Origin of the sequence: Arthrobacter sp. APC 3897, from assembly GCF_030407495.1 — a bacterium.
Lineage (GTDB): Bacteria > Actinomycetota > Actinomycetes > Actinomycetales > Micrococcaceae > Arthrobacter_B.
Genome location: NZ_JASDDG010000001.1, coordinates 156108 through 181995, shown reverse-complemented (window position 1 = coordinate 181995; position 25888 = coordinate 156108). Strand labels below are relative to the sequence as shown.

At 65.1% G+C, this 25888-nt stretch carries 25 protein-coding genes; 12 read left to right on the top strand and 13 right to left on the bottom strand.

Annotation, left to right across the window (positions count from 1 at the left end; all coding sequences use genetic code 11):
• Positions 1-20: 20 nt before the first annotated feature.
• Entirely contained in the window at positions 21-806 is a 786-nt protein-coding gene (locus tag QMA10_RS00765) for an ABC transporter ATP-binding protein (RefSeq protein WP_290165176.1), read from the bottom strand.
• Between the two features lie 85 nt (positions 807-891).
• On the opposite strand from QMA10_RS00765, the gene serB reads away from it, so the two are divergent.
• Positions 892-1821 carry a phosphoserine phosphatase SerB gene (serB, locus tag QMA10_RS00760; protein ID WP_290165174.1) on the top strand — a complete coding sequence of 310 codons (930 nt, stop codon included), beginning with the start codon at positions 892-894 and terminating at the stop codon, positions 1819-1821.
• Positions 1822-1824: 3 nt separating this feature from the next.
• Here the strand turns inward: serB and QMA10_RS00755 are convergent, their stop codons facing one another.
• Together QMA10_RS00755 and QMA10_RS00750 are read right to left on the bottom strand one after the other, a co-directional pair.
• The gene (locus QMA10_RS00755; RefSeq protein ID WP_290165172.1) at positions 1825-2592 is read right to left on the bottom strand and encodes an SDR family oxidoreductase; all 768 of its coding nucleotides are present in this window, start codon (positions 2590-2592) and stop codon (positions 1825-1827) included.
• A 120-nt stretch (positions 2593-2712) separates the two neighbouring features.
• A complete protein-coding gene (locus tag QMA10_RS00750; RefSeq protein WP_290165170.1) occupies positions 2713-3441 on the bottom strand; it encodes a beta-ketoacyl-ACP reductase in 729 nt (242 codons plus the stop codon).
• 115 nt (positions 3442-3556) lie between these two features.
• Here QMA10_RS00750 and QMA10_RS00745 point away from each other — a divergent pair, with 115 nt between their 5' ends.
• Genes QMA10_RS00745 through QMA10_RS00735 form a run of 3 tightly spaced genes read left to right on the top strand, consistent with a single transcriptional unit; the run spans position 3557 to position 5151 of the window.
• Positions 3557-3979 (top strand): DUF3099 domain-containing protein, encoded by a 423-nt coding sequence (locus QMA10_RS00745; protein ID WP_290165168.1) that lies wholly within the window; start codon positions 3557-3559, stop codon positions 3977-3979.
• Positions 3976-4278 (top strand): hypothetical protein, encoded by a 303-nt coding sequence (locus QMA10_RS00740; RefSeq protein ID WP_290165166.1) that lies wholly within the window; start codon positions 3976-3978, stop codon positions 4276-4278. The genes QMA10_RS00745 and QMA10_RS00740 overlap by 4 nt, the downstream gene beginning before the upstream one ends.
• Positions 4279-5151, top strand: coding sequence for an SURF1 family protein (locus QMA10_RS00735; protein ID WP_290165164.1), 873 nt, complete (start codon positions 4279-4281; stop codon positions 5149-5151). It begins immediately after the preceding gene.
• A 3-nt stretch (positions 5152-5154) separates the two neighbouring features.
• Here the strand turns inward: QMA10_RS00735 and QMA10_RS00730 are convergent, their stop codons facing one another.
• The 3 genes from QMA10_RS00730 to QMA10_RS00720 all read right to left on the bottom strand — a co-directional run bounded on the left by QMA10_RS00730 (position 5155) and on the right by QMA10_RS00720 (position 10258).
• Positions 5155-6915: a hypothetical protein gene (locus tag QMA10_RS00730; RefSeq protein WP_290165162.1), complete on the bottom strand. Its 1761-nt coding sequence runs from the start codon at positions 6913-6915 to the stop codon at positions 5155-5157.
• Between the two features lie 10 nt (positions 6916-6925).
• On the bottom strand, positions 6926-8095 hold the full coding sequence (locus QMA10_RS00725) for an ATP-binding protein (RefSeq protein WP_290165160.1): 1170 nt from the start codon (positions 8093-8095) through the stop codon (positions 6926-6928).
• A gap of 564 nt (positions 8096-8659) precedes the next feature.
• Positions 8660-10258 (bottom strand): ABC-F family ATP-binding cassette domain-containing protein, encoded by a 1599-nt coding sequence (locus QMA10_RS00720; RefSeq protein WP_290165158.1) that lies wholly within the window; start codon positions 10256-10258, stop codon positions 8660-8662.
• Between the two features lie 196 nt (positions 10259-10454).
• Here QMA10_RS00720 and QMA10_RS00715 point away from each other — a divergent pair, with 196 nt between their 5' ends.
• The 4 genes from QMA10_RS00715 to QMA10_RS00700 are packed head-to-tail and all read left to right on the top strand — an operon-like array spanning position 10455 to position 13431.
• A complete protein-coding gene (locus QMA10_RS00715) occupies positions 10455-11075 on the top strand; it encodes a biotin transporter BioY (protein WP_290165156.1) in 621 nt (206 codons plus the stop codon).
• Positions 11075-11839 (top strand): ABC transporter ATP-binding protein, encoded by a 765-nt coding sequence (locus tag QMA10_RS00710; RefSeq protein ID WP_290165154.1) that lies wholly within the window; start codon positions 11075-11077, stop codon positions 11837-11839. Before QMA10_RS00715 ends, QMA10_RS00710 begins: the two co-directional genes overlap by 1 nt.
• Before the next feature lie 25 nt (positions 11840-11864).
• Positions 11865-12527 (top strand): energy-coupling factor transporter transmembrane protein EcfT, encoded by a 663-nt coding sequence (locus tag QMA10_RS00705; RefSeq protein WP_290165153.1) that lies wholly within the window; start codon positions 11865-11867, stop codon positions 12525-12527.
• Positions 12528-12534: 7 nt separating this feature from the next.
• Positions 12535-13431, top strand: a complete 897-nt coding sequence (locus QMA10_RS00700) for a neutral zinc metallopeptidase (RefSeq protein WP_290165151.1) — start codon at positions 12535-12537, stop codon at positions 13429-13431.
• Between the two features lie 5 nt (positions 13432-13436).
• Here the strand turns inward: QMA10_RS00700 and QMA10_RS00695 are convergent, their stop codons facing one another.
• The 6 genes from QMA10_RS00695 to QMA10_RS00670 form a co-directional block, all read right to left on the bottom strand.
• Positions 13437-14066 (bottom strand): HAD family phosphatase, encoded by a 630-nt coding sequence (locus tag QMA10_RS00695; RefSeq protein ID WP_290165149.1) that lies wholly within the window; start codon positions 14064-14066, stop codon positions 13437-13439.
• Between the two features lie 111 nt (positions 14067-14177).
• Positions 14178-14507: a metal-sulfur cluster assembly factor gene (locus QMA10_RS00690; protein ID WP_104054819.1), complete on the bottom strand. Its 330-nt coding sequence runs from the start codon at positions 14505-14507 to the stop codon at positions 14178-14180.
• Positions 14508-14545: 38 nt separating this feature from the next.
• Complete coding sequence (sufC, locus tag QMA10_RS00685; protein ID WP_290165146.1) at positions 14546-15343, bottom strand: Fe-S cluster assembly ATPase SufC; 798 nt, start codon at positions 15341-15343, stop codon at positions 14546-14548.
• Between the two features lie 108 nt (positions 15344-15451).
• Positions 15452-16783, bottom strand: a complete 1332-nt coding sequence (gene sufD / locus QMA10_RS00680; RefSeq protein ID WP_290165144.1) for a Fe-S cluster assembly protein SufD — start codon at positions 16781-16783, stop codon at positions 15452-15454.
• On the bottom strand, positions 16783-18258 hold the full coding sequence (gene sufB / locus QMA10_RS00675) for a Fe-S cluster assembly protein SufB (protein ID WP_290165142.1): 1476 nt from the start codon (positions 18256-18258) through the stop codon (positions 16783-16785). Before sufB ends, sufD begins: the two co-directional genes overlap by 1 nt.
• Positions 18258-19040 carry a MarR family transcriptional regulator gene (locus QMA10_RS00670; protein WP_290165140.1) on the bottom strand — a complete coding sequence of 261 codons (783 nt, stop codon included), beginning with the start codon at positions 19038-19040 and terminating at the stop codon, positions 18258-18260. The genes sufB and QMA10_RS00670 overlap by 1 nt, the downstream gene beginning before the upstream one ends.
• Before the next feature lie 123 nt (positions 19041-19163).
• On the opposite strand from QMA10_RS00670, the gene QMA10_RS00665 reads away from it, so the two are divergent.
• Genes QMA10_RS00665 through QMA10_RS00655 form a run of 3 tightly spaced genes read left to right on the top strand, consistent with a single transcriptional unit; the run spans position 19164 to position 21873 of the window.
• Entirely contained in the window at positions 19164-20123 is a 960-nt protein-coding gene (locus tag QMA10_RS00665; RefSeq protein ID WP_290165138.1) for an ABC transporter ATP-binding protein, read from the top strand.
• A complete protein-coding gene (locus QMA10_RS00660; protein WP_290165136.1) occupies positions 20120-20863 on the top strand; it encodes an ABC transporter permease in 744 nt (247 codons plus the stop codon). The genes QMA10_RS00665 and QMA10_RS00660 overlap by 4 nt, the downstream gene beginning before the upstream one ends.
• A 5-nt stretch (positions 20864-20868) precedes the next feature.
• Positions 20869-21873, top strand: coding sequence for a COX15/CtaA family protein (locus tag QMA10_RS00655; protein ID WP_290165134.1), 1005 nt, complete (start codon positions 20869-20871; stop codon positions 21871-21873).
• Positions 21874-22348: 475 nt separating this feature from the next.
• On the opposite strand, the gene QMA10_RS00650 is transcribed toward QMA10_RS00655, so the two are convergent.
• Positions 22349-23245, bottom strand: a complete 897-nt coding sequence (locus tag QMA10_RS00650) for a heme o synthase (protein ID WP_290165132.1) — start codon at positions 23243-23245, stop codon at positions 22349-22351.
• Between the two features lie 439 nt (positions 23246-23684).
• On the opposite strand from QMA10_RS00650, the gene tkt reads away from it, so the two are divergent.
• On the top strand, positions 23685-25874 hold the full coding sequence (tkt, locus tag QMA10_RS00645; RefSeq protein ID WP_290165131.1) for a transketolase: 2190 nt from the start codon (positions 23685-23687) through the stop codon (positions 25872-25874).
• Positions 25875-25888 lie beyond the last annotated feature (14 nt).

Genomic DNA, 25888 nt, shown 5'->3' with positions numbered 1-25888 from the left:
AAGTGCGTGCTGTGCGACGGTCAGCGGCGTGCAGTGGCGGACCAGCGGCCGCCGTCGTGCTGTACGTTCAGCGGCACATCAAAGGCGGTGCTGAGGTTTTCCTCGGTGAAGACTTCTTCGATGGGACCCGAGGCCACCACGCCGCCGTCGCGCAGGAGCAACGCGTGGGTGAAGCCCGGGGGCACCTCTTCCAGGTGGTGCGTGACGAGCACCATGGCCGGCGCCTCTTCATCCGCGGCCAGTTCGGACAGGCGCGCCACGAGGTCCTCCCGGCCGGCGAGGTCCAGGCCGGCGGCCGGCTCGTCCAGCAGCAGGAGCTCGGGATCAGTCATCAGGGCGCGGGCAATCTGCACGCGCTTGCGCTCACCCTCGCTCAGGGAGGCAAAGTTACGGTTCATGAAGGTGGACATCCCCCAGTCATGGAGGAGGCGGAATGCGCGGCGTTCGTCCAGCTTTTCGTACTTTTCCCGCCACCGGCCGGTCATGCCGTAGGAAGCGGTCAGCACCACGTTGAGCACGGTTTCGTGTTCCGGAATCTGGTTCGCCAGGGCAGCTGAGGCCAGGCCGATCCGGGGACGGAGCTCAAAGACATCAACGGTTCCGAGGACTTCCTCAAGGATTCCGGCGACTCCGCGGGTGGGGTGCATGCGCCCGCCGGCGATCTGCAGCAGAGTGGTTTTCCCGGCGCCGTTGGGGCCCATGATGACCCAGCGCTCCCCCTCCTTGACCTGCCAGTCAACTGCATCCAACAGGGTCTTGCCGCCGCGAACGACACTTACGGCAGCAAATTCAAGAACATCACTCATAGCACTAGACATTAGGCTAAAGAAAGGGCCGATGGCTAAACGCGTGCCCCGCACTTCCCGCCCAGTCAGCAGAAACGGATACGCAATGCCCGCCCAAGACTCCTCCGAAAACAACGCAGCACCGCTCTATGGTGTCGTCAGCTACGGGCGGGAGCTGAGCGGCGCCTACCTCTCGGCGATCCAGCAGGCCGCCGGCGTTGCCGGCGCCCGCATCCTGGAACTTGAGAACGCCGCGGGGGACGGTTACGCCGTCACCAAGCTGCTGGTGGAGTACGACGGCGGCATCGAAACGCTGCGGATGGCGGTCACCGCAGCCGCGGCGGCACTTGGCGGGGATGCCCGCGGTGCCGCCAGCGCCGTCGTGCCCTCCTCCCTGCTGGAGCCGGCACGCAAACTGCTGGTCATGGATGTGGATTCCACCCTGATCAAGCAGGAAGTCATTGAACTGCTGGCCGCCCACGCAGGCCGCGAAGCCGAGGTTGCCGCCGTCACTGAAGCGGCGATGCGCGGCGAACTGGACTTTGCCCAAAGCCTGCATCAGCGTGTCAGGGCGCTGGCCGGACTGCCGGAGTCCGTCATCCCGGCAGTGGGTGCCCGCATTGAGTTGTCCGACGGCGCGGAATTGCTGGTCAAGGAATTCCTGACTGCCGGGCACGCGGTGGCCGTGGTGTCAGGCGGCTTCAGCCAGGTCCTGGATCCGCTGGCGGAGCGCCTGCAGCTCACCTATGCCAGGGCCAATCTCCTGGGCGTACAGGACGGCGTGCTGACCGGCACCGTGGAAGGCCCCGTGGTGGACCGTGCGGTCAAGGCCGAGTCCCTGCGCGGCTGGGCAGCAGCCCAGGGCATCGAACAGCGCCACACCATTGCGGTGGGCGACGGCGCCAATGACCTGGACATGCTGGCGGCGGCCGCACTGGGGGTGGCGTTCAACGCCAAACCGGCAGTGCAGGCCGCCGCGGATGCCGTGCTGAACCTGCCCAATCTGGACGTGGTGCAGCACTTTGTGAAGCTGTAGGAACTAGCCCTGCGCGGGCACCTCGCCCGCAGCGCCGAGGTAGTCCGCTCCGCCCACGTATTCGGTGTGTCCGTGGGAGACGTCCGCAATGGCCATCCGGGCCACTTCAGCGCCGAATTCCTGGACCGAGTACAGCTTTCCGGCTTCCGTCCGGCGCGCCTCGATGGCCCCGGGGTTGGCCCGGTCCAGGAGCGTGGCCGTGACAGTTCCCTCGATCATGTCCCCGGAAACCACCACCAGGGTGATGCCCTTCTGCTCAAGCTGCGGCAGCATGTCCCGCAGGGCATCCTCGCCGGCGCGCTTGCTGCGGGCCACGGGCTCGTATTCGGGCATGGTGGGCACCGAATTGATGAAGTGCGCCTGGTGGCTGGTGACGAAAACCACCCGGGATCCCGCGGGCATGACCTCCAGGGCCGCCTTGAGCATATTCACCTGCGCGTCGCGGTTGAGCTTCAGCGCATAGTCCTCCTCGACGCCGGTTTCCATGCCGCCGGAGGCGTTCAGCACCAGTACGTCCAGGCCGCCGAAGTTCTCCGCGGCGGCGGCAACCAGGGCGGCCGGGCCCTCGGAGGAGGTCAGGTCGGCACCCACTGCGACGGCGCGGCCGCCGTCGTTTTCAATGCCGGTGACAACCTTGTTGGCCCGGGGAGCCTTCTGGCGGTAGTTGACCACCACGCCGGCACCTTCGGCGGCCAGGTACTTGGCCACCTCCGCTCCGATGCCGCGTGAGGATCCGGTGACGATGGCGGCTTTGCCGTCCAGCAGGCCCATGGGTTCTCCTTTGTGAGAGTTTTGTCGAAACTGAACAAAATGATGCGCAACTTCTCCCATCCTGCCAGCCGGGAGTGATCCGCGAAGTGGTGGAAACCTCCAAGGATTCCCTTCCGGAACTTAGTGACCCATTCCCAGGCCGCCGTCAACAGGGATGACGGCGCCGGAAATGTAGGAGGCCTCGGGTCCCGCAATCCAGCGCACCACGGAGGCAACCTCTTCCGGTTCGGCGAACCGGTTGGCCGGAATGGAGGAGAGGTAGTTCTTCTGTGTGTCCTCGGGCAGGGCCTTGGTCATGTCCGTGTTGATGAAGCCCGGAGCCACCACGTTGGCGGTGATGTTCCGTGACCCCAGCTCGCGGGTGAGTGACCGGGCAATACCGATCAGGCCGGACTTGGAGGCCGCGTAGTTGATCTGGCCGGGCGAGCCGTACAGGCCCACCACTGAGGAGATCAGGACAACCCGCCCGCGGCGCAGCTTGATCATGCCCTTGGATGCCCGCTTGATGACCCGGAAGGCTCCGGTGAGGTTGGTGTCCACGACGTCGGTGAAGTCATCCTCGCTCATGCGCAGCAGCAGGGTATCGCGGGTGATACCGGCGTTGGCCACCAGTACTTCCACGGGGCCGTGGGCTGCCTCAACCTCGGTGAAGGCGGCGTCCACCGATGCCATGTCGGTCACATCCGCTTTGACGCCGAGCATGCCTTCCGGCACGTCTCCGCTGCGGTAGGTGATTGCAACCTGATCGCCGTTGGCAACGAATGCCTGGGCTATGGCCAGCCCGATTCCGCGGTTTCCGCCGGTAACCAGGACGCTGCGGCCGGTGGACGGCTGGGTGTTGTTCTGCACAGATATTCCTCCGCTGAGAGTGTGGGGGTGACAGGAATCGATCCTAGCCGGGCTGGTTCCGACTTCAACATCACAGCAACCGGTGCGACAATGGGGAAATCTGTTTGGGAGAGTGATGAACAAGGAATCCAGCCGCGGCGGTCAGGTCCCCCGGATCACGGACGCACGCACGGCGCACACTGATGAGATGCGCGAACGCATGATCAAGTATTCGGTGTCCATGGGCATCCGCCTGGTCTGCCTGTTCCTGCTGTTCGTGGTGCACGGATGGCTGCTGTGGGTGGTGGTGGCCGGCGCCGTCGTCCTTCCGTATTTCGCCGTGATCATCGCCAACGGAGGATCCGATACGCGGAACATGACCGCCTCGGAGTCCATGATTGATGAGCTCCCCGCCCCCGCGATCGAAGCACCCCGCGCCCGTCAGCCCGGTGAGCCCGACCCTCATGACTCCCCCGAAACCGCAGTACTGCACGGTGAGCTCGCTGACGACGAGCCCCCTGCTGGCCCTCACGACGATAAGGCACCACCTTCAGCATGAATCTTCTCGACCAACTGGCCCGGACCACCGGGGCTGTCCGGCCCGAATCCGCACCGTCGGATCCAGGCGCCGGCGCTGCCGCCGTCTGCTCCCGGAAGGGGTGCCGTGCAGACGCGCAGTGGCAGCTGCTGTGGAACAATCCGCGGATCCATACTCCGGAACGCCGGAAGATCTGGCTGGCCTGTGATGAACACCGCGGGTGGCTCGAGGATTATCTGCAGACCCGCGATCTCTGGAAGCAGACGCTGCCCCTAAGCGGCGCGCCTGCTCCCACGGACAACGGAAGCGGGACCGCCTAGATGTACCGCTTCCTCCTCTCCGGCCGCTGGCTGGGCTGGTTCGCCCTGACCGCTCTGCTCTCCGTTGCGTGCTCCGCCCTGGGCATGTGGCAGCTGGACCGCCGTGATGCCATCCGGGATGACATCGGCAACGTCGTCAACAACTACGACGCCGCCCCGGTGCCTTTCGAGGAAGCCGCTCCCCTCTTTGAGGACTATGACCCCGCCAGGGAATGGCTGCCGGTTTCCATGACGGGGGTTTACGACACCGCGAACCAGCGCATTGTCCGGAACCGGCCGCTGAGCGGACGCGCCGGCTATGAAGTAGTGGTCCCGCTCAAACTCTCCGACGGCACCGCAGTGGTGATCAACCGTGGATGGCTGCCGATCGGCAATGACGAAGCCGGTAAACCGGATGCCGTGCCCGCCGCTCCCGGCGGTGAAGTGACCGTCGTCGCGCGCATCAAGCCTGCCGAACCGGACGTGAGCCGCGGCGCGCCCGAGGGCCAGCTGGCGTCCATCAATCTGAGCCAGTACCAGGATGAGGTGGGCTACGCGCTGGAGCAGGGAGCCTACGGGCTGATGGCCGGCGAGGACCCGCGCCCCGGCATCGTTCCGGAAGCTGCCCCCAAGCCGTCAGTGGATGAGGGCCCGCACCTTTCCTACGCCATGCAGTGGTTCGCGTTCGGCGTCATGCTGTTTGTCGGGCTCGGCTACGCTGCCCGCCAGGAAGCGCTGAACCTGAAGTACGGCGATGACGATGAGTGGGAAGAGGACGACGACGAAATGATTGCCGCGCACCCCGCTCCGAGCCGCCCCCGCCGTCCGCGGAAGAAGCGCGGCAGTACCCAGGAAGATGAGGAAGACGCCCTGCTGGACGCGCAGGGCTACTAGGTCCTACTGGTAGGAAATAAACCAGGGCATGGGCTCGATCTGCGTGAACGTCTGCTCCGGAGTCAGGGTGGGAGTGTCTTCGTCGTAGAAGTTCTTCCAGCCCGGCCAGATTTCCGGCTGCAGCCCGTCCCGCAGGGCATTCCAAGTGTCCAGTTTCTGGCCCGGTGTTCCGTGCCCGTCAGCGTGGAGGCTGACTGCCAGCTCACTGTGGCTGACGTTGAGCTGATCCCGGTTGCGGATCATTGACAGGTTGAACTGGTGCAGCATGAACAGCTTCTGCGGCAGGACATTTTCCTGGGTGAGATCAGCAAGCCATGCAGATACTTCGTTGATTTCCGCCGCGTCCACGGACCCGATCTGTTCCAGATGCCGCTGTCCCGGAGCCAGCCTCCATTCCGCATCCAGCGCCAGTCCCACATGCGGGTACTTCAGCAGCTCCTCGTACCTCAGGGCCTGGTTCAGGAAGGTGCTGTAGCCGGGCTGGAGGTCCAGGACAACGTAGATGCCCGCCTCGCCGGCGGCTTCGATCCAGGGCAGCAGGTCCTCCGCCGCTGTCTCCTCGGAGTAGTCTCCGTCTGCACCGGGCCCGGAACTGGCTACGGTGGTAATGATCTCCAGTGCAGGCACCACCGGCTCGGAGCTGTACGGCTGGTACTGCGCAGCTGTCTCCCCGGCCCGGGTGATGGTCTCGCCCATCCCCTGCTCGCCCAGGACTCCGAGGCTTCCCCCGCTGGGGTGCCCGTAAAGCGCCACCATGCGCCGCCCCGGGAAGACGGTCTGCCCGCCGCCGGGCAACTCCGGTGCATTGAGGGCGACGTCGGTGTGTGCGGCAAAGTTCTCCCCGCCGCCGAAGGCATTGCCCGCAGCGTAGATTCCGCCGTCGCGGCGGCTGCGCAAATCCTCGATGACGGCCGGGTCCGCACGGGGATCCGCGGTCTCCACCATGCGCACCTCGGCCCCCGCGGCACGGGCCGTGGCGACTGCCGCGGCCGACGCCGGGTCCTCCGTTGCCAGCACCATGGCGTCCGTCCCGGCCCCGGCCGGCTTGTACTCCGGCAGCTGTTGAACAGGAGCATTGTCCTGCTGGTCCGCGGAAGCTGCAGCAGAAGCAGCGGTTTCTTTCGGCGCTGCGGCCTCCAGACCAGGCACCGAGAGCTCCGCGTCACGTTCCATGGCGGCAACGGCGGCCACCAGCGGCGCTGCTTCGGCCGGGACAGCATCGAGGCTCAGCAGCGACTGGAAGCCATCAGCGTCTGCGGGGCCGGGAACCTGTACCCGGTCCCCTGCGACGGCGGCCCAGCCGGCAGCCGGTGCGCCGTAGAGGACCACGGCTTCAGCCCCCAGCCGCTCAAGTTCACCGGCAACCTGCTGCTCATTTCCCGGCTCGACCACCAGCAGCGGAACACCCAGTCCCACTGCCGCGGCCGACGCCTGCCCCGCGGCTGCAGGGGCACCCGGCCCCAGTACCACCGCAGCAGGGCTGGAAGCATAGAACGCACTGCTGGCCGCCAGCGAAGCCGGGCCCGCTCCCCCGTCAAATACTCCGCGGAGAGCCCCCGGCTGCTGCAGGCTGACCGCAGGCGCTTCCGGGGTACTTGTTCCAGTTCCTTCAGTGGGTGCCGGTTGTCCGGCACAGCCGCTCAGGATGAGACCCAGGGACAAAACACCTGCAGCCAGCGAGCGGCCGAAGGGAACCATGGATGAAGAAGAAATAGCGTGCCGTCCTTTGGTGCCGAGCGTGGGCAAAACCGTGGTCCGGCCCAAAACCCCCAGTCTAGCCGGTGACCCGGCGCACGTAGTCCGCCATCCCCGGCACGGTGAAAGCGACCTGGCCCAGCGAGGGTGCGTAGATGATGCCCTTGCGGATGAGTGATCCCCGGGTCATCGTCATGGACGTCATTTTCTTTCCGGCACGGGCTGCCAGGGTTGCCGTCCCCGAGCCGCCTTCCCCGTCCACCGCCATGAGCCGCAGGAACTCACGCTCGGCCTTGGTGGACCTGCGCCAGCGCATGGGGAAAAAGCCCTGGTCCAGCTGTGCCCGGCCGATTTCCACTGCCACCCTGGCGTCATCAGGGCTGATCCGCCGGCGCGGGGCTGACTCCCACGCGGCAGATCCGTACTCCTGCAGGAAATACGGATATCCGCCGGCCGCATTGAGCAGCAGGTCCAGCGCCTCCGGATCGTAGGAGACGCCATGTTCCGCTGCCGGCGCAGTGAGGGCAGTTGCGGAGTCTTCACGGTCCAGGGCACCGACCCTGCGATAGGTGAACAATCCCTCGGCATACCGCTGCGACTGGTTCAGGACGGACGGCAGGTTAGGCAATCCGGCTGCCACCAGATAGAAAGGCCAGTCCCGCTGGTTGGCCTGGTGCTGGGCACCGAGCAGTGCCGCCAGCAGCCCCGCATCCAGGCTCTGCATTTCATCCACCACCAGGATCAGCGCCGATTTCCGTTCGGCCAGGGCAACGGCAGTGTCCTCCACCGTTTCTTCCAGGTCCACGGCAAAAGCTCCCGAGTCACCCCGCCCGTGCCGCGCACCCACTCCCACGTCGATCCCGCTGACCTGCAGGCCGGCAGCGAATGACGCGATGGTTCCCAGGGCAGCTGCCAGGGCCGGTGTATCGCTGCGGGAGTTTGCTTTGCGCCCCGCCTGCAGCAGTCCCCTGGCAAGTTTGGCGCGGACGGCCTTGGGGCCGCCTTCAGCGTCCCTTCCCTCGAGTGAAATGGCGAGGAATCCGGCGTCCTCAGCCCGTTTGCGGAATTCAGTGAGCAGCACAGTCTTACCGACCCCGTGCAACCCGTGCAGCACTATCCCCCGGTCCGTGCGCCCGGCGGCAGCACGCGAAATCAGGAGGTCAAAATCGTTGATCAAGGATGTTCTGCCAGCCAGATGGTAAGGGCGGCGTCCAGCTCCAGGTGAGTACGGATTCGAGGCACTGTGCATGCCACCCATCGTAGCGCAATATCCAGATTCTTTTATATTTCTTGATAAAAATGGATAAGAATTGTTCAGGGGAGGCGCCGCCGCCAAGGACGAGGATTTTCAATCTCTGGCCATCCGGCGCGGAGGCCGCATGGAAGCAGGTTGACACTTCTGCATTCACCGGGATCAGCCAGCCAGGTGGATGCCTGGCCCGGGCTCCGCGGCAGAACCCGGCCAACCCGTCCGCACTCCCCCGCTGAGCTTCCCTCACCATGAGAGGAGCCACCTCTCGCCCCGGGGGGAAATTGCCCGTTTAGCGCCGCCCCTCCCCTGCGTCAGAGACAGGTCGGTTTGGGAAGTGTCCGGGAAGGACCGGCGGTGATGAGCCCGGAGTGGTTGAGATGATATATCCGGAAAACCTTATATAGCTTGATAATAATGGATAGACACAGAGGACAAACCTTGAGACCAGGACGGGCTCCCCTCTTATCCTGCCAAAATGACAGAGACCCCCAAGCGCCGAACGCTCGGGGGTCTCTGCTGGATGTCAGGGCCTCCTCCGGGTGAGCCGGAGAAGCCACTGCCCTACGCCAGCGTTACCAGATCCAGGTAATCTTCGTTCCAGTGGTCCTCGTCGCCGTCGGGCAGCAGGACAACGCGCTCCGGGTTCAGTGCCGCCACTGCTCCCTCATCGTGGCTCACCATCACCACAGCGCCGGAGTAGCTGCTCAGGGCGCCGAGGATTTCCGCGCGCGAGGCGGGGTCCAGGTTGTTGGTGGGCTCATCGAGCAGCAGGACATTGGCTGACGAAGCAACAATGGTGGCCAGCGCCAGGCGGGTCTTCTCACCACCGGAAAGCACACCGGCCTTCTTGTCCACGTCATCGCCGCTGAACATGAAGGAACCCAGCACGCTGCGCACTTCGGCATCATCCATGTCCGGCGCCGAGGAGCGCATGTTCTCCAGCACGGTGCGCTCGGTATCCAGGGTTTCATGCTCCTGCGCGTAGTAGCCCACCTTCAGGCCGTGGCCCGGAATGAGCTTTCCGGTGTCCGGGGTGTCGACGCCGGCCAGCATGCGCAGCAGCGTGGTTTTTCCCGCACCGTTGAGGCCGAGGATGACCACTTTGGAACCGCGGTCAATGGCCAGGTCCACATCGGTGAAGATCTCCAGCGAGCCGTAGCTCTTGCTCAGGCCTTCGGCCATGAGGGGCGTCTTGCCGCAGGGAGCGGGGTCCGGGAAACGCAGCGCGGCCACCCGGTCGGAGGCGCGGACTGCGTCCAAGCCGCCGAGGAGACGATCCACGCGCTTGAGCATGCTCTGCGCCGCTGAAGCACCCGAAGCACGGGCCTTCATCTTATTGGCCTGGGCCAGCAGGACGCCGGCCTTCTTCTCCGTATTGGCGCGCTCCCGCTTCCGGGCACGCTCATCGGTTTCGCGCTGGATCTTGTAGCGCTTCCAGTCCATGTTGTAGACGTCAATGGTGGCGCGGTTGGCGTCCAGGCTGAAGACCTTGTTGACCGTGGCCTCCAGCAGTTCGGTGTCGTGGCTGATCACGATCAACCCGCCGGTGTGGTTCTTCAGGAACTCGCGCAGCCAGGAGATGGAGTCGGCGTCGAGGTGGTTGGTGGGCTCATCCAGGAGCATGGTTTCCGCATCCGAATACAGGATCCGGGCCAGTTCCACACGGCGGCGCTGGCCGCCGGAAAGGGTGCTCAGCGGCTGGTTCAGCAGCCGGTCGGGCAGGGCCAGGTTGGCGGTAATGGTTGCCGCTTCAGACTCTGCGGCATAACCGCCGGCGGAGAGGAACTCAGCCTCCAGCCGGTCATAGCGGTTCATGGCCTTCTGCGAGATTTTGGGGTCATCGCTGGCCATTTCATCCTGGCACTTCTTCAGCTGCGCGGAGACCTTGTCCAAACCGCGGGCGGACAGGATGCGGTCCCGGCCGAGCTGTTCCATGTCCGGCGTGCGCGGATCCTGGGGCAGGTAGCCAATCTCGCCCGAACGCTTCACATGACCTGCTGCGGGCAGGGCCTCCCCTGCGAGGACTTTGGTCAGAGTGGTTTTGCCCGCGCCGTTGCGGCCCACCAATCCGATCTTGTCCCCTTTGTCCACACGGAATGAAACCGCTTCCATGAGCAAACGTGCGCCGGCACGGAGCTCGAGATTAGATACGGAAATCACTCAGTGGACCTTTCGAGGGGTTCGGGGATAGTACATACGCTGCGATCACAGCCTTTCCAGTCTACCGTTGATCGGCAATTTGTAGAAAACCTCCAAAGGAATTAGCGGGTTGCGAGGTTAGGGTCATCTAGGATGCGGCGATGAAGAGGCGCTCCCGCTGACCCCCTGTTGTAGACGTCCTACGAAATGAGAGCTGATGAGCACTTCCTCCGCTGAAGCTGCGGCACCTTCCCGCCGGGAGCGGCTCTCCCGCCGCCGCTGGAATGCTTCGGACCTGTCCCTTATTGCTGTTTTTGCCGCCCTGGTCGCCTCGTTCTCCCTGCTCCCCGGAGTGCCCCTGGGCTCCGGGGTTCCCATTACCCTCCAAACCCTGGCCGTTATGCTGGCGGGCATTATTTTGGGACCTTCCCGCGGAGCCGCTGCTGTTGCCCTGTTCCTGGCCGCCGGATTGGCCGGGTTGCCGGTCTTCAGCGGCTTCAGCGGCGGGCTGGGCGTCCTGGCCGGACCTTCAGCCGGCTATTTGCTGGCCTTTGTACCCGCAGCCTTCGTTGTGGGACTGCTGTCCCGGATTGTCCTGCGGCGTGCCCGACGGGCGCGATTTCCGCTGCTTTTCGTCTCCGCCATGGCCGCCAGCTTCCTCTGCGTGCATCCGCTGGGCATCGCCGGGCTCATGCTCAATGCGAAGCTTGAGTTTCCGGCGGCCCTGGCCGCTGACATCGCATTCTGGCCCGGCGATGTGCTGAAGAACCTGCTCGCAGCAGCTGTGGGCGTCAGTGTCTTCACGGCCTTCCCCCGGCTGGCAGCAAAGGGCCGCTGATGGCCCGGATCCGCCTGCGGGAGGTGTCGGTGCTCCGCTCCCCCGGGCCGTCTTCCTCTCCGGCGGGTGAGCTTCCCGCCGGGAACTCTCCCGCCCCCATCCTGCACCCCTTCACCCTGGATCTGGATGAGTCCCGGATTGCCGTGGTCGGCGCCAACGGCTCCGGCAAGTCAACGCTGTTGAAACTGCTCAACGGACTGCTGGCGCCGGACACAGGAACCGTCACCGTGGACGGGCTGGACACGGTGCGCCACGGCAGCCGGATTCGCCGCCGGGTGGGATTTGTCTTTACCGATCCGCTCTCCCAGCTGGTCATGCCCACCGGGCGCGACGACGTCGAACTGTCCCTGCGTGCATCCATCCGCAACCGGAGCCACCGCCGTGCAGCGGCTGAGGACAGGTTGGCCGCATTCGGACTGCTGGACCTGGCTGACCGCAGCATCTATGACCTCTCCGGCGGAGAACGCCAGCTCATGGCCCTGGCCTCGGTGCTGGCGGTTGAACCGGATGTCCTGGTGGCCGATGAACCCAGCACGCTGCTGGACCTGCGCAACACCGCGGCGCTGCGCCGCATCCTGGCCGGGTTGCCGCAGCAGATGATCTATACAACGCACGACCTTGATTTCGCGGCGGATGCGGAACGGATCCTGGTCGTTGAGGACGGCAGGATCGTGTTCGACGGCGCCCCCGGCGCTGCGCTGGCCGCCTACCGGACGCTGGCGCTGGGCTCCGGCAGCGTCCCCGCCGCAAAGGGCATGCCGTGAGAGAACACGCCCCGAAAGGACTGCCGTGAGGGGCTCCTCCCACCTGCTCGGCGCCTACCGGCCCGGCAATTCCCCCGTGCACCGGGCGCCGCTGGCGCTGAAGGCAGCCGCCGTCGTCATCCTGTCCGCCGGTGTGCTGGCCTTTCGAGCGCTGCCGGTGCTGGGCGCGGCTTTCTTACTGGTGCTCGGAGCCTATGCCGCAGCGCGTTTGCTGTCGGAATCGTGGCGGCCCCTGAAACTGATGTGGCCCATCCTGCTGCTGCTGGGAGTCTTCCAGGCCTGGTCCAACGGTCCGGCCGCAGCGCTTCTGGTGGTGGGGAACATTGTGGTGTGCGTAGCTGCGGCCCGGCTGCTGACCCTCACCACTGCTCTGCAGGATCTGCTGGACGGGCTTGTGGCGCTGGCGGGACCGTTCCGGTTCCTCGGTGCGGATCCGGAACGCTTTGGACTGACGCTGGCCCTGATGCTGCGCAGTATTCCGTTCCTGCTCGGTTCGGCGCAGGACGTGCGCCATTCGGCCATGGCCCGCGGCCTGGAACGGAACCCGCGCGCCCTCACCGTTCCAGTGGTGATCAGGGCCGTGGCCTATGCCCAGCAGACCGGTGACGCCCTGGCCGCCCGCGGCATCGGGGAGTCCTCGGGCAGCCCCGATGTCCCCAAACGCAGGCAGGCTGAGGGCCGGGGATAATCGGGGAATGAGTTTTAACGAAAATGCACGATTGGACTCCTCCCGGGTCAGCGACCGGCGGGGCAGGGGCAAAGGTATTGCCGTGGGCGGCGGGCTCGGCGGAGGACTCATCCTCATCCTGTCCCTGATCTTCGGCTCCGATGTGGTGGACGGCTTGGGGCTGAGCGACGGCGGCAGCTCCGCCGGTTCCGGTTATTCAGAGAGCATTTCCGAGTGCCTGGACGGGGCGGACGCGAACGAGCGCCTCGACTGCCGGATTGTCGGAACCGCCGAGAGCCTGGACAGCTACTGGGGTCCGGCGCTGGCGGCGGAGGGAATGGCCTACACCGAACCCGGCGTTGTACTCTTCAGCGGACGCACCGATACCGGGTGCGGATCCGCGACCAGCGCGGTGGGCCCCTTCTACTGCCCGGCTGATGAGCAGACGTACTACGACACGGCGTTCTTTGACGAGCTTGTGGCCCGCTACGGAGCTTCCGGCGGCCCGCTGGCGCAGGAGTACGTGGTGGCGCATGAGTTTGGGCACCACATCCAGAACCTGACCGGAGTCCTGGGTGCCTCGGCCTCCGATCCCCGCGGTGCTGATTCAGCCGCTGTGCGGACCGAGCTGCAGGCGGACTGCTATGCAGGGCTGTGGGCGGGCAATGCCGCGTCGGTACCGGCTCCCGGCAGCACTGAACCCTTCCTGGCGGAGCTCACGGCGGCAGATGTGCAGGACGCCCTTTCCGCCGCCGCCGCCATCGGCGATGACCGGATCCAGTCCATGGCCGCCGGCCAGGTGAATCCGGAGAGCTGGACACACGGTTCGGGCGACCAGCGCCAGGCCTGGTTCATGCAGGGTTACGACGGCGGGACCATCGCTTCCTGTAACACCTTCAGCGCCCCGGACCTGGATAACCCCTAACCGTCTCAGTGCCCGGACCTCTTGCGGAAGCGGGCCAGTTCCTGCCGCAGGTCCGTGCCCGGCCTGAAGTGCACCGTGTGCAGCCCAAGCTCCCGGGCCGCCCCGATGTTGCGGACGTTGTCGTCAATGAAGACAACGTCCGCCGGTACCGCTCCCAGTTCGTCCAGGACATGCGTGAAGATCCGGGGGTCCGGCTTGCTCATGCCCAGCGGTCCGCTGAAGAAGGTGCGGGTGAAGCGGGCAGGCCACGCTGCTTCCCGAAGGTACTGATCGGCCATTGAGGCGGGCATGTTGGAGAGCAGGGCCAGCCGGGCGCCTTCCTCCGACAGGGTCTCCAGTACGGCCAGGGTGTCCGCGTTCACATGGGCCCACTGGGCGGCATCCAGTTCCTCCAGTGCCCGCAGCTGTTCCGCGCCTACCGGCCGGCCCAGCACCCGGGCCCAGTACTGGGCGGGCGTGTGGCGGCCGGCGTCGTAATCATCCCGGTGATTCCAGTACGGACCCGACGCCGCCGCCAGGCCCCGGAGTCCGGTTTCGCGTTCCAGCGCAGCCCAGTCTTCCGGCTCCGGTTCGGCGGATATCACCATGCCGTAGTCGAACAGGTACCAGGTTCCGGAAGAGTCTGTCTTCTCCATGGGCCGACGGTAACACCAGCCGTCGCGCCCGGGCACCCGCAACCGCCAAGACAAGAGCAGGGCCGCTCCCCCGCTGCGCGGGAAAGCGGCCCTGCTCTTTGGTGCACGTTCTTAGATATTGAAGCCCAGCGCGCGCATCTGGTCGCGGCCGTCGTCGGTGATCTTCTCCGGACCCCACGGCGGCATCCAGACCCAGCTCAGCCGCCAGTCGTCCACAACGCCGTCCAGTGCCTGGCCAACCTGCTCTTCGATGACATCGGTGAGCGGGCAGGCAGCGGTGGTCAGCGTCATGTCGATCAGCAGGGCGCCGTCGTCCGCGTACCGAAGGCCGTAGAGCAGCCCCAGGTCAACGACGTTCACGCCCAGCTCGGGGTCGATGACGTCCTTCAGGGCCTCTTCGATGTCCTCAAGGGACGTCTGGGCCAGGTTCGGCTCACTCATCATCTGCTCCTGTGCAGTTGTATCGGTCAGGGTGGTGCCTAGGCCTTCAGGGCGTTGGCGGTAGCGGTGGCCGCTGTGGCGTTGGCACCGGTGAACCGGTCGTAGCCTTCTTCTTCCAGGCGGTCTGCCAGCTCCGGGCCGCCCTGCTCGGCGATCCGGCCGTCAACGAAGACGTGAACGAAGTCCGGCTTGATGTAGCGCAGGATGCGCGTGTAGTGCGTGATGAGCAGCGTGCCCATGTCACCCTTGGCGTGCTCGCGGTTGACGCCTTCGGAGACAACCTTCAGGGCGTCAACGTCCAGGCCGGAGTCCGTCTCGTCGAGGATGGCGAACTTCGGGCGGAAGAGCTCGAGCTGGAGAATCTCCACGCGCTTCTTCTCACCGCCGGAGAAGCCTTCGTTGACGTTGCGCGACGCGAAGTCGGCATCAATGCGCAGCTGGGACATGGCCGCCTTGACGTCCTTGGTCCAGTGGCGCAGGGAGGGTGCTTCGCCGTCGAGCGCAGTCTTGGCGGTGCGCAGGAAGTTGGTCATGGTCACGCCGGGGACCTCCACCGGGTACTGCATGGCCAGGAAAAGGCCGGCGCGGGCGCGCTCGTCCACGCTCATGGACAGGACATCTTCGCCGTCGAGCGTGATGGAGCCGCTGTCCACGACGTAGCGGGGGTGCCCGGCAATGGTGGAGGCGAGGGTGGACTTGCCGGAGCCGTTGGGGCCCATGATGGCGTGCGTCTCACCGGTGTTGATGGTCAGACTGACGCCCTTCAGGATCTGCTTCTTGACACCCTGTTCGGTCTCAATGCTGACGTGAAGATCCTTGATCTCAAGAGTAGACATACGAGTTACGCTTTCTCCTTTGCACGCTCTGGTGCGTATTTAAGCTTCAAAAAGTGTGGGTGCAGCTTCCGTTCCCCGGATGCTGCACGGCGTCCGGGGAACCGGGTGCTAGCTCTCGACTGCTGCGAGTTCGCGCTCGACGGCCTCAGTGAGTCGCTCTTCCAGTGCCGGAACCTTGATCTGCTGGATGATCTCGTTGAGGAATCCGCGGACCACCAGGCGGCGGGCAACGTCCTCGGGGATGCCGCGGGCCATCAGGTAGAACAGGTGCTCGTCATCGAAACGGCCCGTGGCGCTGGCATGGCCGGCACCCTCGATCAGACCGGTTTCGATTTCCAGGTTCGGTACGGAGTCTGCGCGGCCGCCGTCGGTGAGCAGCAGGTTGCGGTTGACCTCGTATGTGTCGGTGCCTTCTGCCTCCTTGCGGATCAGGACGTCACCTACCCAAACGGTGTGTGCATCGCGGCCCTGCAGCGCGCCCTTGTACATGACGCGGGACTTGCAGTTGGGCACTGCGTGGTCCACGAACAGCCGCTGTTCCAGGTGCTGGCCGGCGTCCGCGTAGTACAGGCCGAACATCTGGACGTCGCCGCCCGTCGCGGTGAACTTCGAGGACGGGGTCACGCGCACCAGGTCGCCGCCGAGGCTGACGACGACGTGCTTGAACTTCGCGTCACGGCCAATCCGGGCGTACTGCGCAGACGCGTGAACGGCGTCGTCATCCCAGTCCTGAACGGACACAACGGTCAGTTCAGCACCGTCTTCGACGACGATTTCCACGTTCTGGGACAGCGTTGCCGATCCCTTGTGATCCAGGACGACCACAGCTTTGGCGAACTTCTCCGCGGTAATGACCACGTGCTGGGCTGCGGGATCCTTCCCGGCACCGGTCATGGTCAGCGTTACGCTGCCGTCCACGACAGTTTCAGCCGGGATGGTCACTACGGTGGCCTCGGTGAAGGCTTCCCAGGCGGCAGCTGCCACCAGGTCCTCCGGGATGCCGGCGGAGCCGATGCGGGCATCGGTGCGCGCCACGTTTTCCACGCGGACGCCCTCGGGTGCCACAACGGCAACCTCAGGGGCGGTGCCGGTGAGTTCGGCGGTGTGCAGGCCGCGAAGGCGCTTGAGCGGGGTGAACCGCCAGTCTTCTTCACGTCCGGTCAGTTTGCCGAAATCGCTGCGGTTGTAGGAGGTCAGGCGTCCGGCGCGTGAGCTGTCCGGAATGCCTGCCCCTGCACCGTGGCTGTGGGACTTGCTGCTGTCGCCGCCAAGAACCGAGGAGGATTCATTCAGCGGAGAGAGGTTCTCTCCCTCTTCTGTGAATCCGTCAATCCGGACGCGGCTGTCCCCTGAGGGCGCACCAATCCGGGCTTTGACTTCCTCTACTGCATTGCTGACCTTTTCGGTCACGTTTTCGACGACGTCGTTAAGCTTCGACATTAACCGACGGCTCCTTCCATCTGGAGTTCGATGAGGCGGTTGAGTTCAAGGGCGTATTCCATCGGCAGCTCACGGGCGATCGGCTCAATAAAGCCGCGCACGATCATTGCCATTGCCTCGTCCTCGGGAAGGCCGCGGGACATGAGGTAGAACAGCTGTTCCTCGCTGACGCGGGAAACGGTGGCCTCGTGGCCCATGGTGACGTCATCTTCGCGGATGTCCACGTACGGATACGTGTCCGAGCGGGAGATGGTGTCCACCAGCAGGGCGTCACAGCGCACGGTGTTGGCCGAGTGCTTGGCGCCTTCGCGGACCTGGACCAGGCCGCGGTAGGCTGCACGCCCGCCGCCGCGGGCCACGGACTTGGAAATAATGGAGCTCTTGGTGTTCGGAGCAATGTGGACCATCTTGGACCCGGTGTCCTGGTGCTGGCCCTCGCCGGCGAAGGCGATGGACAGGGTCTCACCCTTGGCGTGCTCGCCCACCAGGTAGACGGCCGGGTACTTCATGGTGACCTTGGAACCGATGTTGCCGTCGATCCACTCCATGGTGGCGCCCTCGTGTGCAATGGCGCGCTTGGTCACCAGGTTGTACACGTTGTTGGACCAGTTCTGGATGGTCGTGTAGCGGACGCGGGCGCCCTTCTTCACGATAATTTCGACGACGGCGGAGTGCAGCGAGTCCGAGGTGTAGATCGGTGCGGTGCAGCCTTCGATGTAGTGGACGTAGGAATCCTCGTCCGCAATGATCAGGGTGCGCTCGAACTGACCCATGTTTTCCGTGTTGATGCGGAAGTAGGCCTGCAGCGGGATCTCCACGTGGACGCCCTTGGGGACGTAGACGAAGGAACCGCCGGACCACACGGCGGTGTTCAGCGAACCGAACTTGTTGTCGCCAACCGGGATCACGGTGCCGAAGTACTCCTGGAAAATCTCCGGGTGTTCCTTCAGTGCGGTGTCGGTGTCCAGGAAGATGACGCCCTGACGTTCCAGATCCTCGCGGAGCTGGTGGTAGACAACCTCGGACTCGTACTGGGCGGCAACGCCGGAGACCAGGCGGCCGCGCTCAGCTTCGGGGATGCCGAGCTTCTCATACGTGTTGCGGATGTCCTCGGGGAGGTCTTCCCAGGTGTTGGCCTGCTTCTCCGTGGAGCGCACAAAGTACTTGATGTTGTCGAAGTCGATGCCGGACAGGTCCGCACCCCAGGTGGGCATGGGCTTCCGGTCGAAATACTTCAGACCCTTCAGGCGAAGGTCCAGCATCCACTGGGGTTCATTCTTCTTTGCCGAGATGTCCCGGACAACTTCCTCGCTGAGTCCGCGGCGGGCGTTTGAACCCGCGACGTCGGAGTCGGCCCATCCGTATTCGTAGGTACCGATGCCCTCGAGCTCCGGGTTCTTCTCCAGGATGTCTGAAATCACAGAATCCGGCACCGCGGCGGGTGCCGTTGACTTCTGGGTTGCTTGATCCGTCATCACGGCCTTTCTTGCTGATGAATGGATGTGGACTTATTGGTTTCGGCGTGCACGGGGACGTGCGCCTCGGACCTGGTGCGGCCCACGGGTATGTGGGTCGTACAAACATGCCCGCCGCGGGAAAGCGTGGAAAGTCGACGGACATCCACGTCCAGCAGCCGGGCAAAAACTTCGGTTTCCTTGTCGCAGAAGACCGTGTAGGAACTGGCGAGTCCCTGAATGGGGCAGTGTCCCTGGCACAACTGGACGCTGAGCAGTGTGCTGGGCTGCTTCGCCGTTCCGATCAGGGTGGTCGAGCCGACAAACCCGTCCTTGGTCAGCTCTGCTGCCAGAGCTTCGGCCTTGTCCTGAACGGCGGGACCGGCCGCTTCAACAACCGGACGGTAGCGCTCTTCCATCCGCTCGAAACGTTCGGCGGCGAACTTCTCTATCGCTTCCGGCCCGGCTGCGAGGCCGAGCTGGCGCAGGGCTTCGGTGGCGATATCCAGATAGTCGTTGCCCAGATACGCCTGACCCTGCTTGCTCAAAACATACCGCCGCGCCGGCCGTCCTGCACCCGACGACGGATTGTTCACGCGCTTGACTTCGATCAGCCCCTTGGCGGAAAGCGCATCGAGGTGCCGGCGGACCGCTGCGGGGGTGAACCCCAGCCGTTCGCCCAGCTCCGCGGCGCTCACCGGGCCATGCTCCAGCACCGCGCCCAGGACACGGTCCCGGGTGCGTTCCTCCGCTTCGCGGGCTGCTGCCGGCTTGGCGACTGCCTTCGGCTCAGAGTTACTCACAGAATACACAACACAAGCATGACGTAATTTGTTCCTGCCTGCCAGTAAGGACAGGCTATCCAGCGCCCCGCTGCCCGGGGACCGCCGGCCGGGTGCAGGACGCTGTACTACCTAACGTAGAATATGACGGTGCCCAACGATGAACCCTGCCTGACCATAAAAGGCCTGATCAAGGACTGCGGCCCGGTAGCCGGTCTCGACGGCAAGATGATCCGGGTGCTGGCCGGCGTCAACTTCTCCGCCCGCCGCGGTTCAGTCACCGCCCTGCTCGGGGCCAACGGCGCCGGAAAAACCACCACGCTGGAGTGCGCCCAGGGGCTGCAGCCCATCAACGGGGGCGAAGTACGGCTGCTGGGACAGGAGCCCTACGGGGCAGGAGCTGAACTTCGCAGCAGGGTAGGTGTCATGCTGCAGGACGGCGGCCTCCCCCCGTCCGCGCGCCCGGTCCCCCTGCTTCATCACATCGCCTCCATGTACGCGGACCCCCGCCCGGTGGATGAACTGGTCTCGCGGCTCGGCATCGGCAGTTTCGCCAATTCCAATATCCGCCGCCTCTCCGGCGGGCAGAAGCAGCGGCTGGCCATGGCCGCCGCACTGATCGGCCGTCCGGAGGTTCTCTTCCTGGACGAGCCCAGCGCCGGTCTCGATCCGCAGTCCCGCCAGATTGTCTTCGACCTCATCTCCGAGCTGCGTGATGACGGCCTGGGGATCATCCTCACCACCCATCTGATGGACGACGCGCAAAAACTGGCCGACTACGTCTACATCATCGATGCCGGCAGGACGGTGGCGCAGGGCACTGTCGCTGAGCTCACGGCGCAGACCGACGAACTGGCCGATCAGCGGCTTCTCACCTTCGACGCCGCACCCGGGCTTGATCTGGCCGCCGTCGGGCTTTCCCATCTGGTGGTCAGGGAATCGGTACCCGGACACTACACCCTGCGCGGAGCCCTCACGCCCGGTGATATCGCCGGGCTTTCCGCGTGGTGGGCACGCGCCGGCATCCTTCCGTCAGCCATCCACATGGCATCCCGATCCCTGGAAGACGTCTTCCTCGACCTGTCCGGAAGGGAAATCCGATGAGCGCCCCCGCTTCGCTTCCGGTACGCATCCTGAATCAGGGACGTTATGAAGCCGTCACGATGCTCCGTAACGGCGAACAGCTGATTCTGGCCGTATTCCTGCCGCTCATGGCGCTGGTTGCATTGTCAGTGACACCGATCCTCGACGGCTACGGGACGTCCCGCGTGAACATGGCGACCCCGGGCATCCTGGCCCTGTGCGCGATGTCCACCGCGTTCACGGGGCAGGGAATCGCCACCGGCTTTGACCGCCGCTACGGCGTCCTGCGGTTCCTGTCCACCACCCCGCTGGGCAAGGCCGGGCTCATCGCCGGCAAGGCAATCGCCGTCGTCGCCGTCCTGGCCATCCAAGTGGTGGTGGTGAGCATCGTTGCGGCGTTCCTGGGCTGGGAACCGTCCTGGTCCGGAATCCCGCTGGGCCTCATATCGCTGCTGATCGGCGCTGCGGCCTTCACGGCGCTGGGTCTGCTGGTTGCCGGCACCGCCCGGCCCGAAGCAACGCTGGCGGTCACCAACCTGCTGTGGATCCTGCTGGCTGCCGTCGGCGGGATCATCATCCCCGCCGGTAACCTGCCCGACATCATGCAGCCCTTCGTGGAAATCCTGCCCTCCGCTGCACTGGGTGAAGCCATGCGCTCCGCACTCATCGACTCTTCTTTTAATTTCCCCGCCACGCTGATTCTTCTGGCGTGGACAATTCTGGGCGGCCTTGCCGCTGTCCGCTGGTTCAAATGGAGCTGAATTCCGTGTCATCCGCATCTTCCGGCCGAGCCTCATCGCCCGTCGTCCCTGCACAGGCTGACGGGACCAAACCTGCCGTGAACAAGACAGTGCGTGCTTTTGCCGTAGCCTCACTGGTGGCCAACATCGGCATCGTCGTCACCGGCGGTGCCGTGCGCCTCACCGCTTCCGGGCTGGGCTGCCCGGAATGGCCGCTGTGCACGCCGGATTCCCTGACCACCACCCCGGAAATGGGCATCCACGGGATCATCGAGTTCGGCAACCGGCTGCTGACCTTTGTGCTGGCCGCCGTGGCGTTTGCCATGGTGTACAGCGTCTGGAAAATCCGGGCCGAGCGCCGTGACCTGTTCAAACTGTCGATTGCACTGCTGGCCGGGATTCCCGCGCAGGCTCTGCTGGGCGGCATCACGGTCTGGACCGGGCTGAATCCGTGGATTGTGGGCGGCCACTTCATCGTTTCGATGGTGCTGATTGTGCTGGCGACGATTCTCGTGAACCGCGCCTGGCTTTCTCCGCAGCAGGTGGCTTCCACCAACGGTCCGCTGGCCACGCGCACGCTGCGTCCGCTGCTCGGCGCCCTCGGCGTCCTCTCCGCACTCTCCGTAGTCCTCGGCGTCATCGTCACCGGCTCCGGGCCGCATGCCGGTGACCACGGGGCGGCCCGCAACGGGTTTGATCCTGATCTCGTCACCCGCCTGCACGTGGTGCCCGTCTACCTGCTGGTCTTTGCCCTCGTTGTGGCGCTCTATCTGGTGTACCGGCACGCCGCTGACGGGCGTCTGCGCTCCTCGCTGCTCCTGCTGACCGTCGTCGTCATAATCCAGGCCGTGATCGGCTACACCCAGCACTTCATGCACCTGCCGATCCTGCTGGTGGGGCTGCACATGCTGGGCGCGTCACTGCTCACCGCTGCAGCCGCCCACGTGGTTTTCACCGGGTTCTCGCGGCAGGTTCCCGGCACTGACCCGGTTGCCCGCCAGGCCGGCGCCGCCGCTTCACGCCGGGGCTAAGCTCCCGCGGCGGCATCAGCACAAAAGCCTTGACGGGCCGGATTCTTCGGAGTCCGGCCCGTTTTTCGTGCGGACGATGATTCGTGCGGCGGATTCTTATGCGGCAGAGCCCCCGCCCGAGAGTACAGACGCTGCCGGAATCCCTGTGGTGGAACGGCATCAACGGGTCACTCGACGGGGGAAAGAACCTGGTCCGGACACTCGGCGGGGAAGGCGGCCGGCCGCAGGCGCATTCCTAAGCGTGAGAACCGAGTGGACAGGTCCTGCCGCAATCCCCGCCCGAGAGTACAGACGCTGCCGGAATCCCTGCGGCGGAACGGCATCAACGGGTCAGTCGGCGGAGGAACGTAACCGCCCGCAGACACCAGAACGGTCCAGACACCAGAACGGTCCAGAGACACAGGAAGGGCCGGAGGCGTTAACCTCCGGCCCTTCCCGGTATGTCTTGTTGGCGTCGTGTGCCGCCGGCCAGGTCCTACAGCAGCGGGCTGCCCACAAACGGGTCGATGGCCAGCGCCAGGAACAGGATGGTCAGGTAGCTGATGGAGCCGTGGAAGACCTTCATGGCGGTCTTGTCCGTGACGTTTTCATGCTGTGCCCGGTTGTGCAGGCGGTGGGTCTCGGCCAGGAACCAGACGCCGGACAGGACAGCGGCCAGGGTGTAGACCAAGCCTGCGCCTCCGGCCGGGATGAGCAGCAGCGAGCAGGCCACGGTGGCATAGGCATAGAGGACAACCTGCACCGACACCAGCTTGGCTCCGGCTACTGCACCGAGCATCGGCACTGAGGCGTTGCGGTAGTCCTCGCCGTACTTCATGGACAGCGGCCAGTAGTGCGGCGGCGTCCACAGGAAGATGATCAGGAAGAGGATGATTGCCGGCCATTCCACCTTGTTGGTCACGGCGGCCCAGGCGATCAGCACCGGCATGCAGCCGGCGATGCCGCCCCACACAATGTTCTGGGTGGTGCGGCGCTTGAGGATCAGCGTATAGAAGACCACGTAGAGGAGGATTGCACCCAGACCCAGAAGGCCGGTCAGCGGGTTGGCGCCGAACCAGAGCAGGGCAATGGAAACAATGCCCAGGGCCCAGGCGAACACGAGTGCTTCGCGCGGGGAAACTTCGCCGGTAACCAGCGGACGGTTCTTGGTCCGCTTCATCAGCTTGTCCATGTCCCGGTCGATGTAGCAGTTGAAGGCACCGGCGCTGCCGGCCGCAAGGGCGCCGCCAACCATGGTGAAGACCACGAGCCACAGGCCGGGAAGTCCGCGCTCGGCAAAGATCATGGTGGGCAGCGTGGTCACCAGCAGCAATTCGATGACCCGGGGCTTGGTGAGTGCCACGTAGGCCCGGAGCTTACGTCCTGCCGTCATCTTGCCGGTATACACCGGAAGGTCGGCTGGGGCTTGCTGCGTTGTCACGGGGCGATCACATCATCCAATCTGGGCCGGAAAAGTCCACCATCATCATAGCCTCTATCGGCTGTAGAAAACGAAGCCCTGCAGTGCGGCACCCCGCGGTACCGGCAAAACGGCCATATGTCCCGCGGAAGTAAACGATACGCCCATTGCCGCTGCCTACGGGATAAGGTTGGAGCGGACCTTTCCCGCGGCCGCCTAATAGCCGCCGGGCAGCACCGTGCGGGACAGTAAAAACAAGGAATATGCCGAATTGCGGTAAGGATTCCATTCCGCGTCCTGTTGTTGTGGTTAAGGAACCGGATGTTCTGGATAACCAGCGCATCCAGGAGTCTCCGGCGTCTAGGGCGCCGGTCAACTGTAGTGAGAGAGGGGCCCGGTAAACGTGCCACATATGGAAGAGCAAGAACTGACCTGGACAGATCTGGACCGCAAGGCAGTGGACACTGCGCGTGTCCTGGCTGCGGACGCCGTCGAGAAGGTCGGCAACGGACACCCGGGAACGGCCATGAGCCTGGCGCCGGCAGCGTACCTGCTGTTCCAGAAACTGATGCGCCACGATCCGTCAGATCCCCAGTGGACCGGCAGGGACCGCTTCATCCTCTCCCCCGGGCACACTTCGCTGACGCTCTACATCCAGCTCTTCCTGTCCGGTTACGGCCTGGAGATCGGTGACCTTGAGGCACTGCGCACCTGGGGCTCCAAGACCCCCGGCCACCCCGAGTACCGCCACACCGCCGGCGTCGAAATCACCACCGGCCCGCTGGGCCAGGGACTGGCGTCCTCCGTGGGTTTCGCCTTCGCCCAGCGCCGCCTCCGCGGCCTGCTCGACGCCGATGCCCCGCAGGGCGAGAGCCCGTTTGACCACACCACATGGGTTATCGCGTCCGACGGCGACATGCAGGAAGGCGTCACCTCTGAAGCCTCCTCGCTGGCCGGCCACCAGGAGCTCGGCAACCTGGTTGTCATCTACGACGAGAACCACATCTCCATTGAAGACGACACGGACATCTCCTTCACCGAAGATGTCCTGAAGCGCTACGAAGCCTACGGCTGGCACACCCAGCGGGTGGACTGGACCAAGACCGGTGAATATGTGGAAGACGTTGACGAGCTGTACAACGCGCTGCTGGCGGCGAAGGCCGAAACCGGCAGGCCGTCCATCATTTCGCTGAGGACCATCATCGGCTGGCCGTCGCCGAACAAGCAGAACACGGGCAAGATCCACGGCTCCGCCCTGGGCAAGGACGAGGTTGCCGCACTGAAGGAAACGCTGGGCTTCGACCCGGAGAAGTCCTTCGACGTGGACCCCGCCGTGCTGGAACACGCACGCCAGGCCGTCTCCCGCGGTGCTGAGGCACGCCGCGAGTGGGACGAACGCTTTGAGGCCTGGAAGGCTTCTAACCCCGAGGGCGCCGCCCTGCTGGAGCGCATCAGCAACGGCACCCTGCCTGAGGGCTGGGAGAACTCCCTGCCCGAGTTCGAGGCCGGCAAGGACATGTCCACCCGCGCCGCGTCCGGCAAGGTGCTTTCGGCCATCGGCCCGGTACTGCCTGAACTCTGGGGCGGCTCGGCGGACCTGGCCGAGTCCAACAACACCACCATCGAGGGCTCCCCGTCCTTCATCCCGGCCGGCCGGCAGACCGACGCGTGGTCCGGAAACCCGTACGGCCGCGTGCTGCACTTCGGCATCCGCGAACACGCCGCAGCGGCGATCGTCAACGGCATCACGATGCACAGCAACACGCGTGCCTTCTCCGGTACGTTCCTGATTTTCAGTGACTACCAGCGCCCGGCCATCCGCCTGGGCGCGCTGATGGGTGTGCCGTCAATCTACGTGTGGACGCATGACTCCATCGGCCTCGGCGAAGACGGCCCCACCCACCAGCCGGTGGAGCAGCTCGCCTCGCTGCGTGCCATTCCCGGACTCGACGTGGTGCGCCCCGGCGACGCCAACGAGGTAGCCGTGGCCTGGAAGACCATTCTGGAAAACACGGAGAACCCGGCCGGCATCGTGCTGACCCGCCAGAACATTCCCACCTACGAACGCGGTGAGGGCGCGGCAACGGCCGATTCCTTTGCCTCGGCAAACGGCGTCTCCCGCGGCGGCTACGTCCTCGCCGAAGCCGTGCGCGACGGAAACGTTGTCACTCCGGACGTCATCCTGATTGGCACCGGCTCAGAGGTCCAGCTGGCCGTTGAGGCCCGCGAAGCCCTTGCAGCTGAGGGCATTGCCGCCCGCGTGGTTTCCATGCCCAGCATCGAATGGTTCAACAGGCAGGACGCCCGGTACCGCGAGTCGGTTATCCCCAAGGACATCAAGGCCCGGGTTTCGGTGGAAGCCGGAATCGCCCAGGGCTGGCGTGAGCTCGTGGGCGATGCCGGACGCAGCGTCTCCCTGGAGCACTTCGGTGCATCCGCGGATTACAAGACCCTCTACCGCGAGTTCGGCATCACCGCCGACGCCGTCGCCGAGGCGGCACGCGATTCGCTGGCAGCCGCACACGGCGTGGACACCCCGCCGTCGGGCACCACTGCCGCACCGTCCGGCGGGCAGTCCACCGAGACCGGCGACCAGAAGTAAATCCAGCTACAAGG

Coding starts and splice junctions, on each gene's coding strand:
- tkt (WP_290165131.1), top strand. CDS start 23,685: ATGGAAGAGCAAGAACTGACCTGGACAGATCTGGACCGCAAGGCAGTG.
- sufD (WP_290165144.1), bottom strand. CDS start 16,783: ATGTCGAAGCTTAACGACGTCGTCGAAAACGTGACCGAAAAGGTCAGC.
- sufB (WP_290165142.1), bottom strand. CDS start 18,258: ATGACGGATCAAGCAACCCAGAAGTCAACGGCACCCGCCGCGGTGCCG.
- QMA10_RS00740 (WP_290165166.1), top strand. CDS start 3,976: ATGAATCTTCTCGACCAACTGGCCCGGACCACCGGGGCTGTCCGGCCC.
- QMA10_RS00695 (WP_290165149.1), bottom strand. CDS start 14,066: ATGGAGAAGACAGACTCTTCCGGAACCTGGTACCTGTTCGACTACGGC.
- QMA10_RS00665 (WP_290165138.1), top strand. CDS start 19,164: ATGACGGTGCCCAACGATGAACCCTGCCTGACCATAAAAGGCCTGATC.
- QMA10_RS00650 (WP_290165132.1), bottom strand. CDS start 23,245: ATGACGGCAGGACGTAAGCTCCGGGCCTACGTGGCACTCACCAAGCCC.
- QMA10_RS00725 (WP_290165160.1), bottom strand. CDS start 8,095: ATGCACAGTGCCTCGAATCCGTACTCACCTGGAGCTGGACGCCGCCCT.
- QMA10_RS00735 (WP_290165164.1), top strand. CDS start 4,279: ATGTACCGCTTCCTCCTCTCCGGCCGCTGGCTGGGCTGGTTCGCCCTG.
- QMA10_RS00690 (WP_104054819.1), bottom strand. CDS start 14,507: ATGAGTGAGCCGAACCTGGCCCAGACGTCCCTTGAGGACATCGAAGAG.
- QMA10_RS00745 (WP_290165168.1), top strand. CDS start 3,557: ATGAACAAGGAATCCAGCCGCGGCGGTCAGGTCCCCCGGATCACGGAC.
- QMA10_RS00700 (WP_290165151.1), top strand. CDS start 12,535: ATGAGTTTTAACGAAAATGCACGATTGGACTCCTCCCGGGTCAGCGAC.
- QMA10_RS00660 (WP_290165136.1), top strand. CDS start 20,120: ATGAGCGCCCCCGCTTCGCTTCCGGTACGCATCCTGAATCAGGGACGT.
- QMA10_RS00710 (WP_290165154.1), top strand. CDS start 11,075: ATGGCCCGGATCCGCCTGCGGGAGGTGTCGGTGCTCCGCTCCCCCGGG.
- QMA10_RS00765 (WP_290165176.1), bottom strand. CDS start 806: ATGAGTGATGTTCTTGAATTTGCTGCCGTAAGTGTCGTTCGCGGCGGC.
- QMA10_RS00715 (WP_290165156.1), top strand. CDS start 10,455: ATGAGCACTTCCTCCGCTGAAGCTGCGGCACCTTCCCGCCGGGAGCGG.
- QMA10_RS00755 (WP_290165172.1), bottom strand. CDS start 2,592: ATGGGCCTGCTGGACGGCAAAGCCGCCATCGTCACCGGATCCTCACGC.
- sufC (WP_290165146.1), bottom strand. CDS start 15,343: ATGTCTACTCTTGAGATCAAGGATCTTCACGTCAGCATTGAGACCGAA.
- serB (WP_290165174.1), top strand. CDS start 892: ATGCCCGCCCAAGACTCCTCCGAAAACAACGCAGCACCGCTCTATGGT.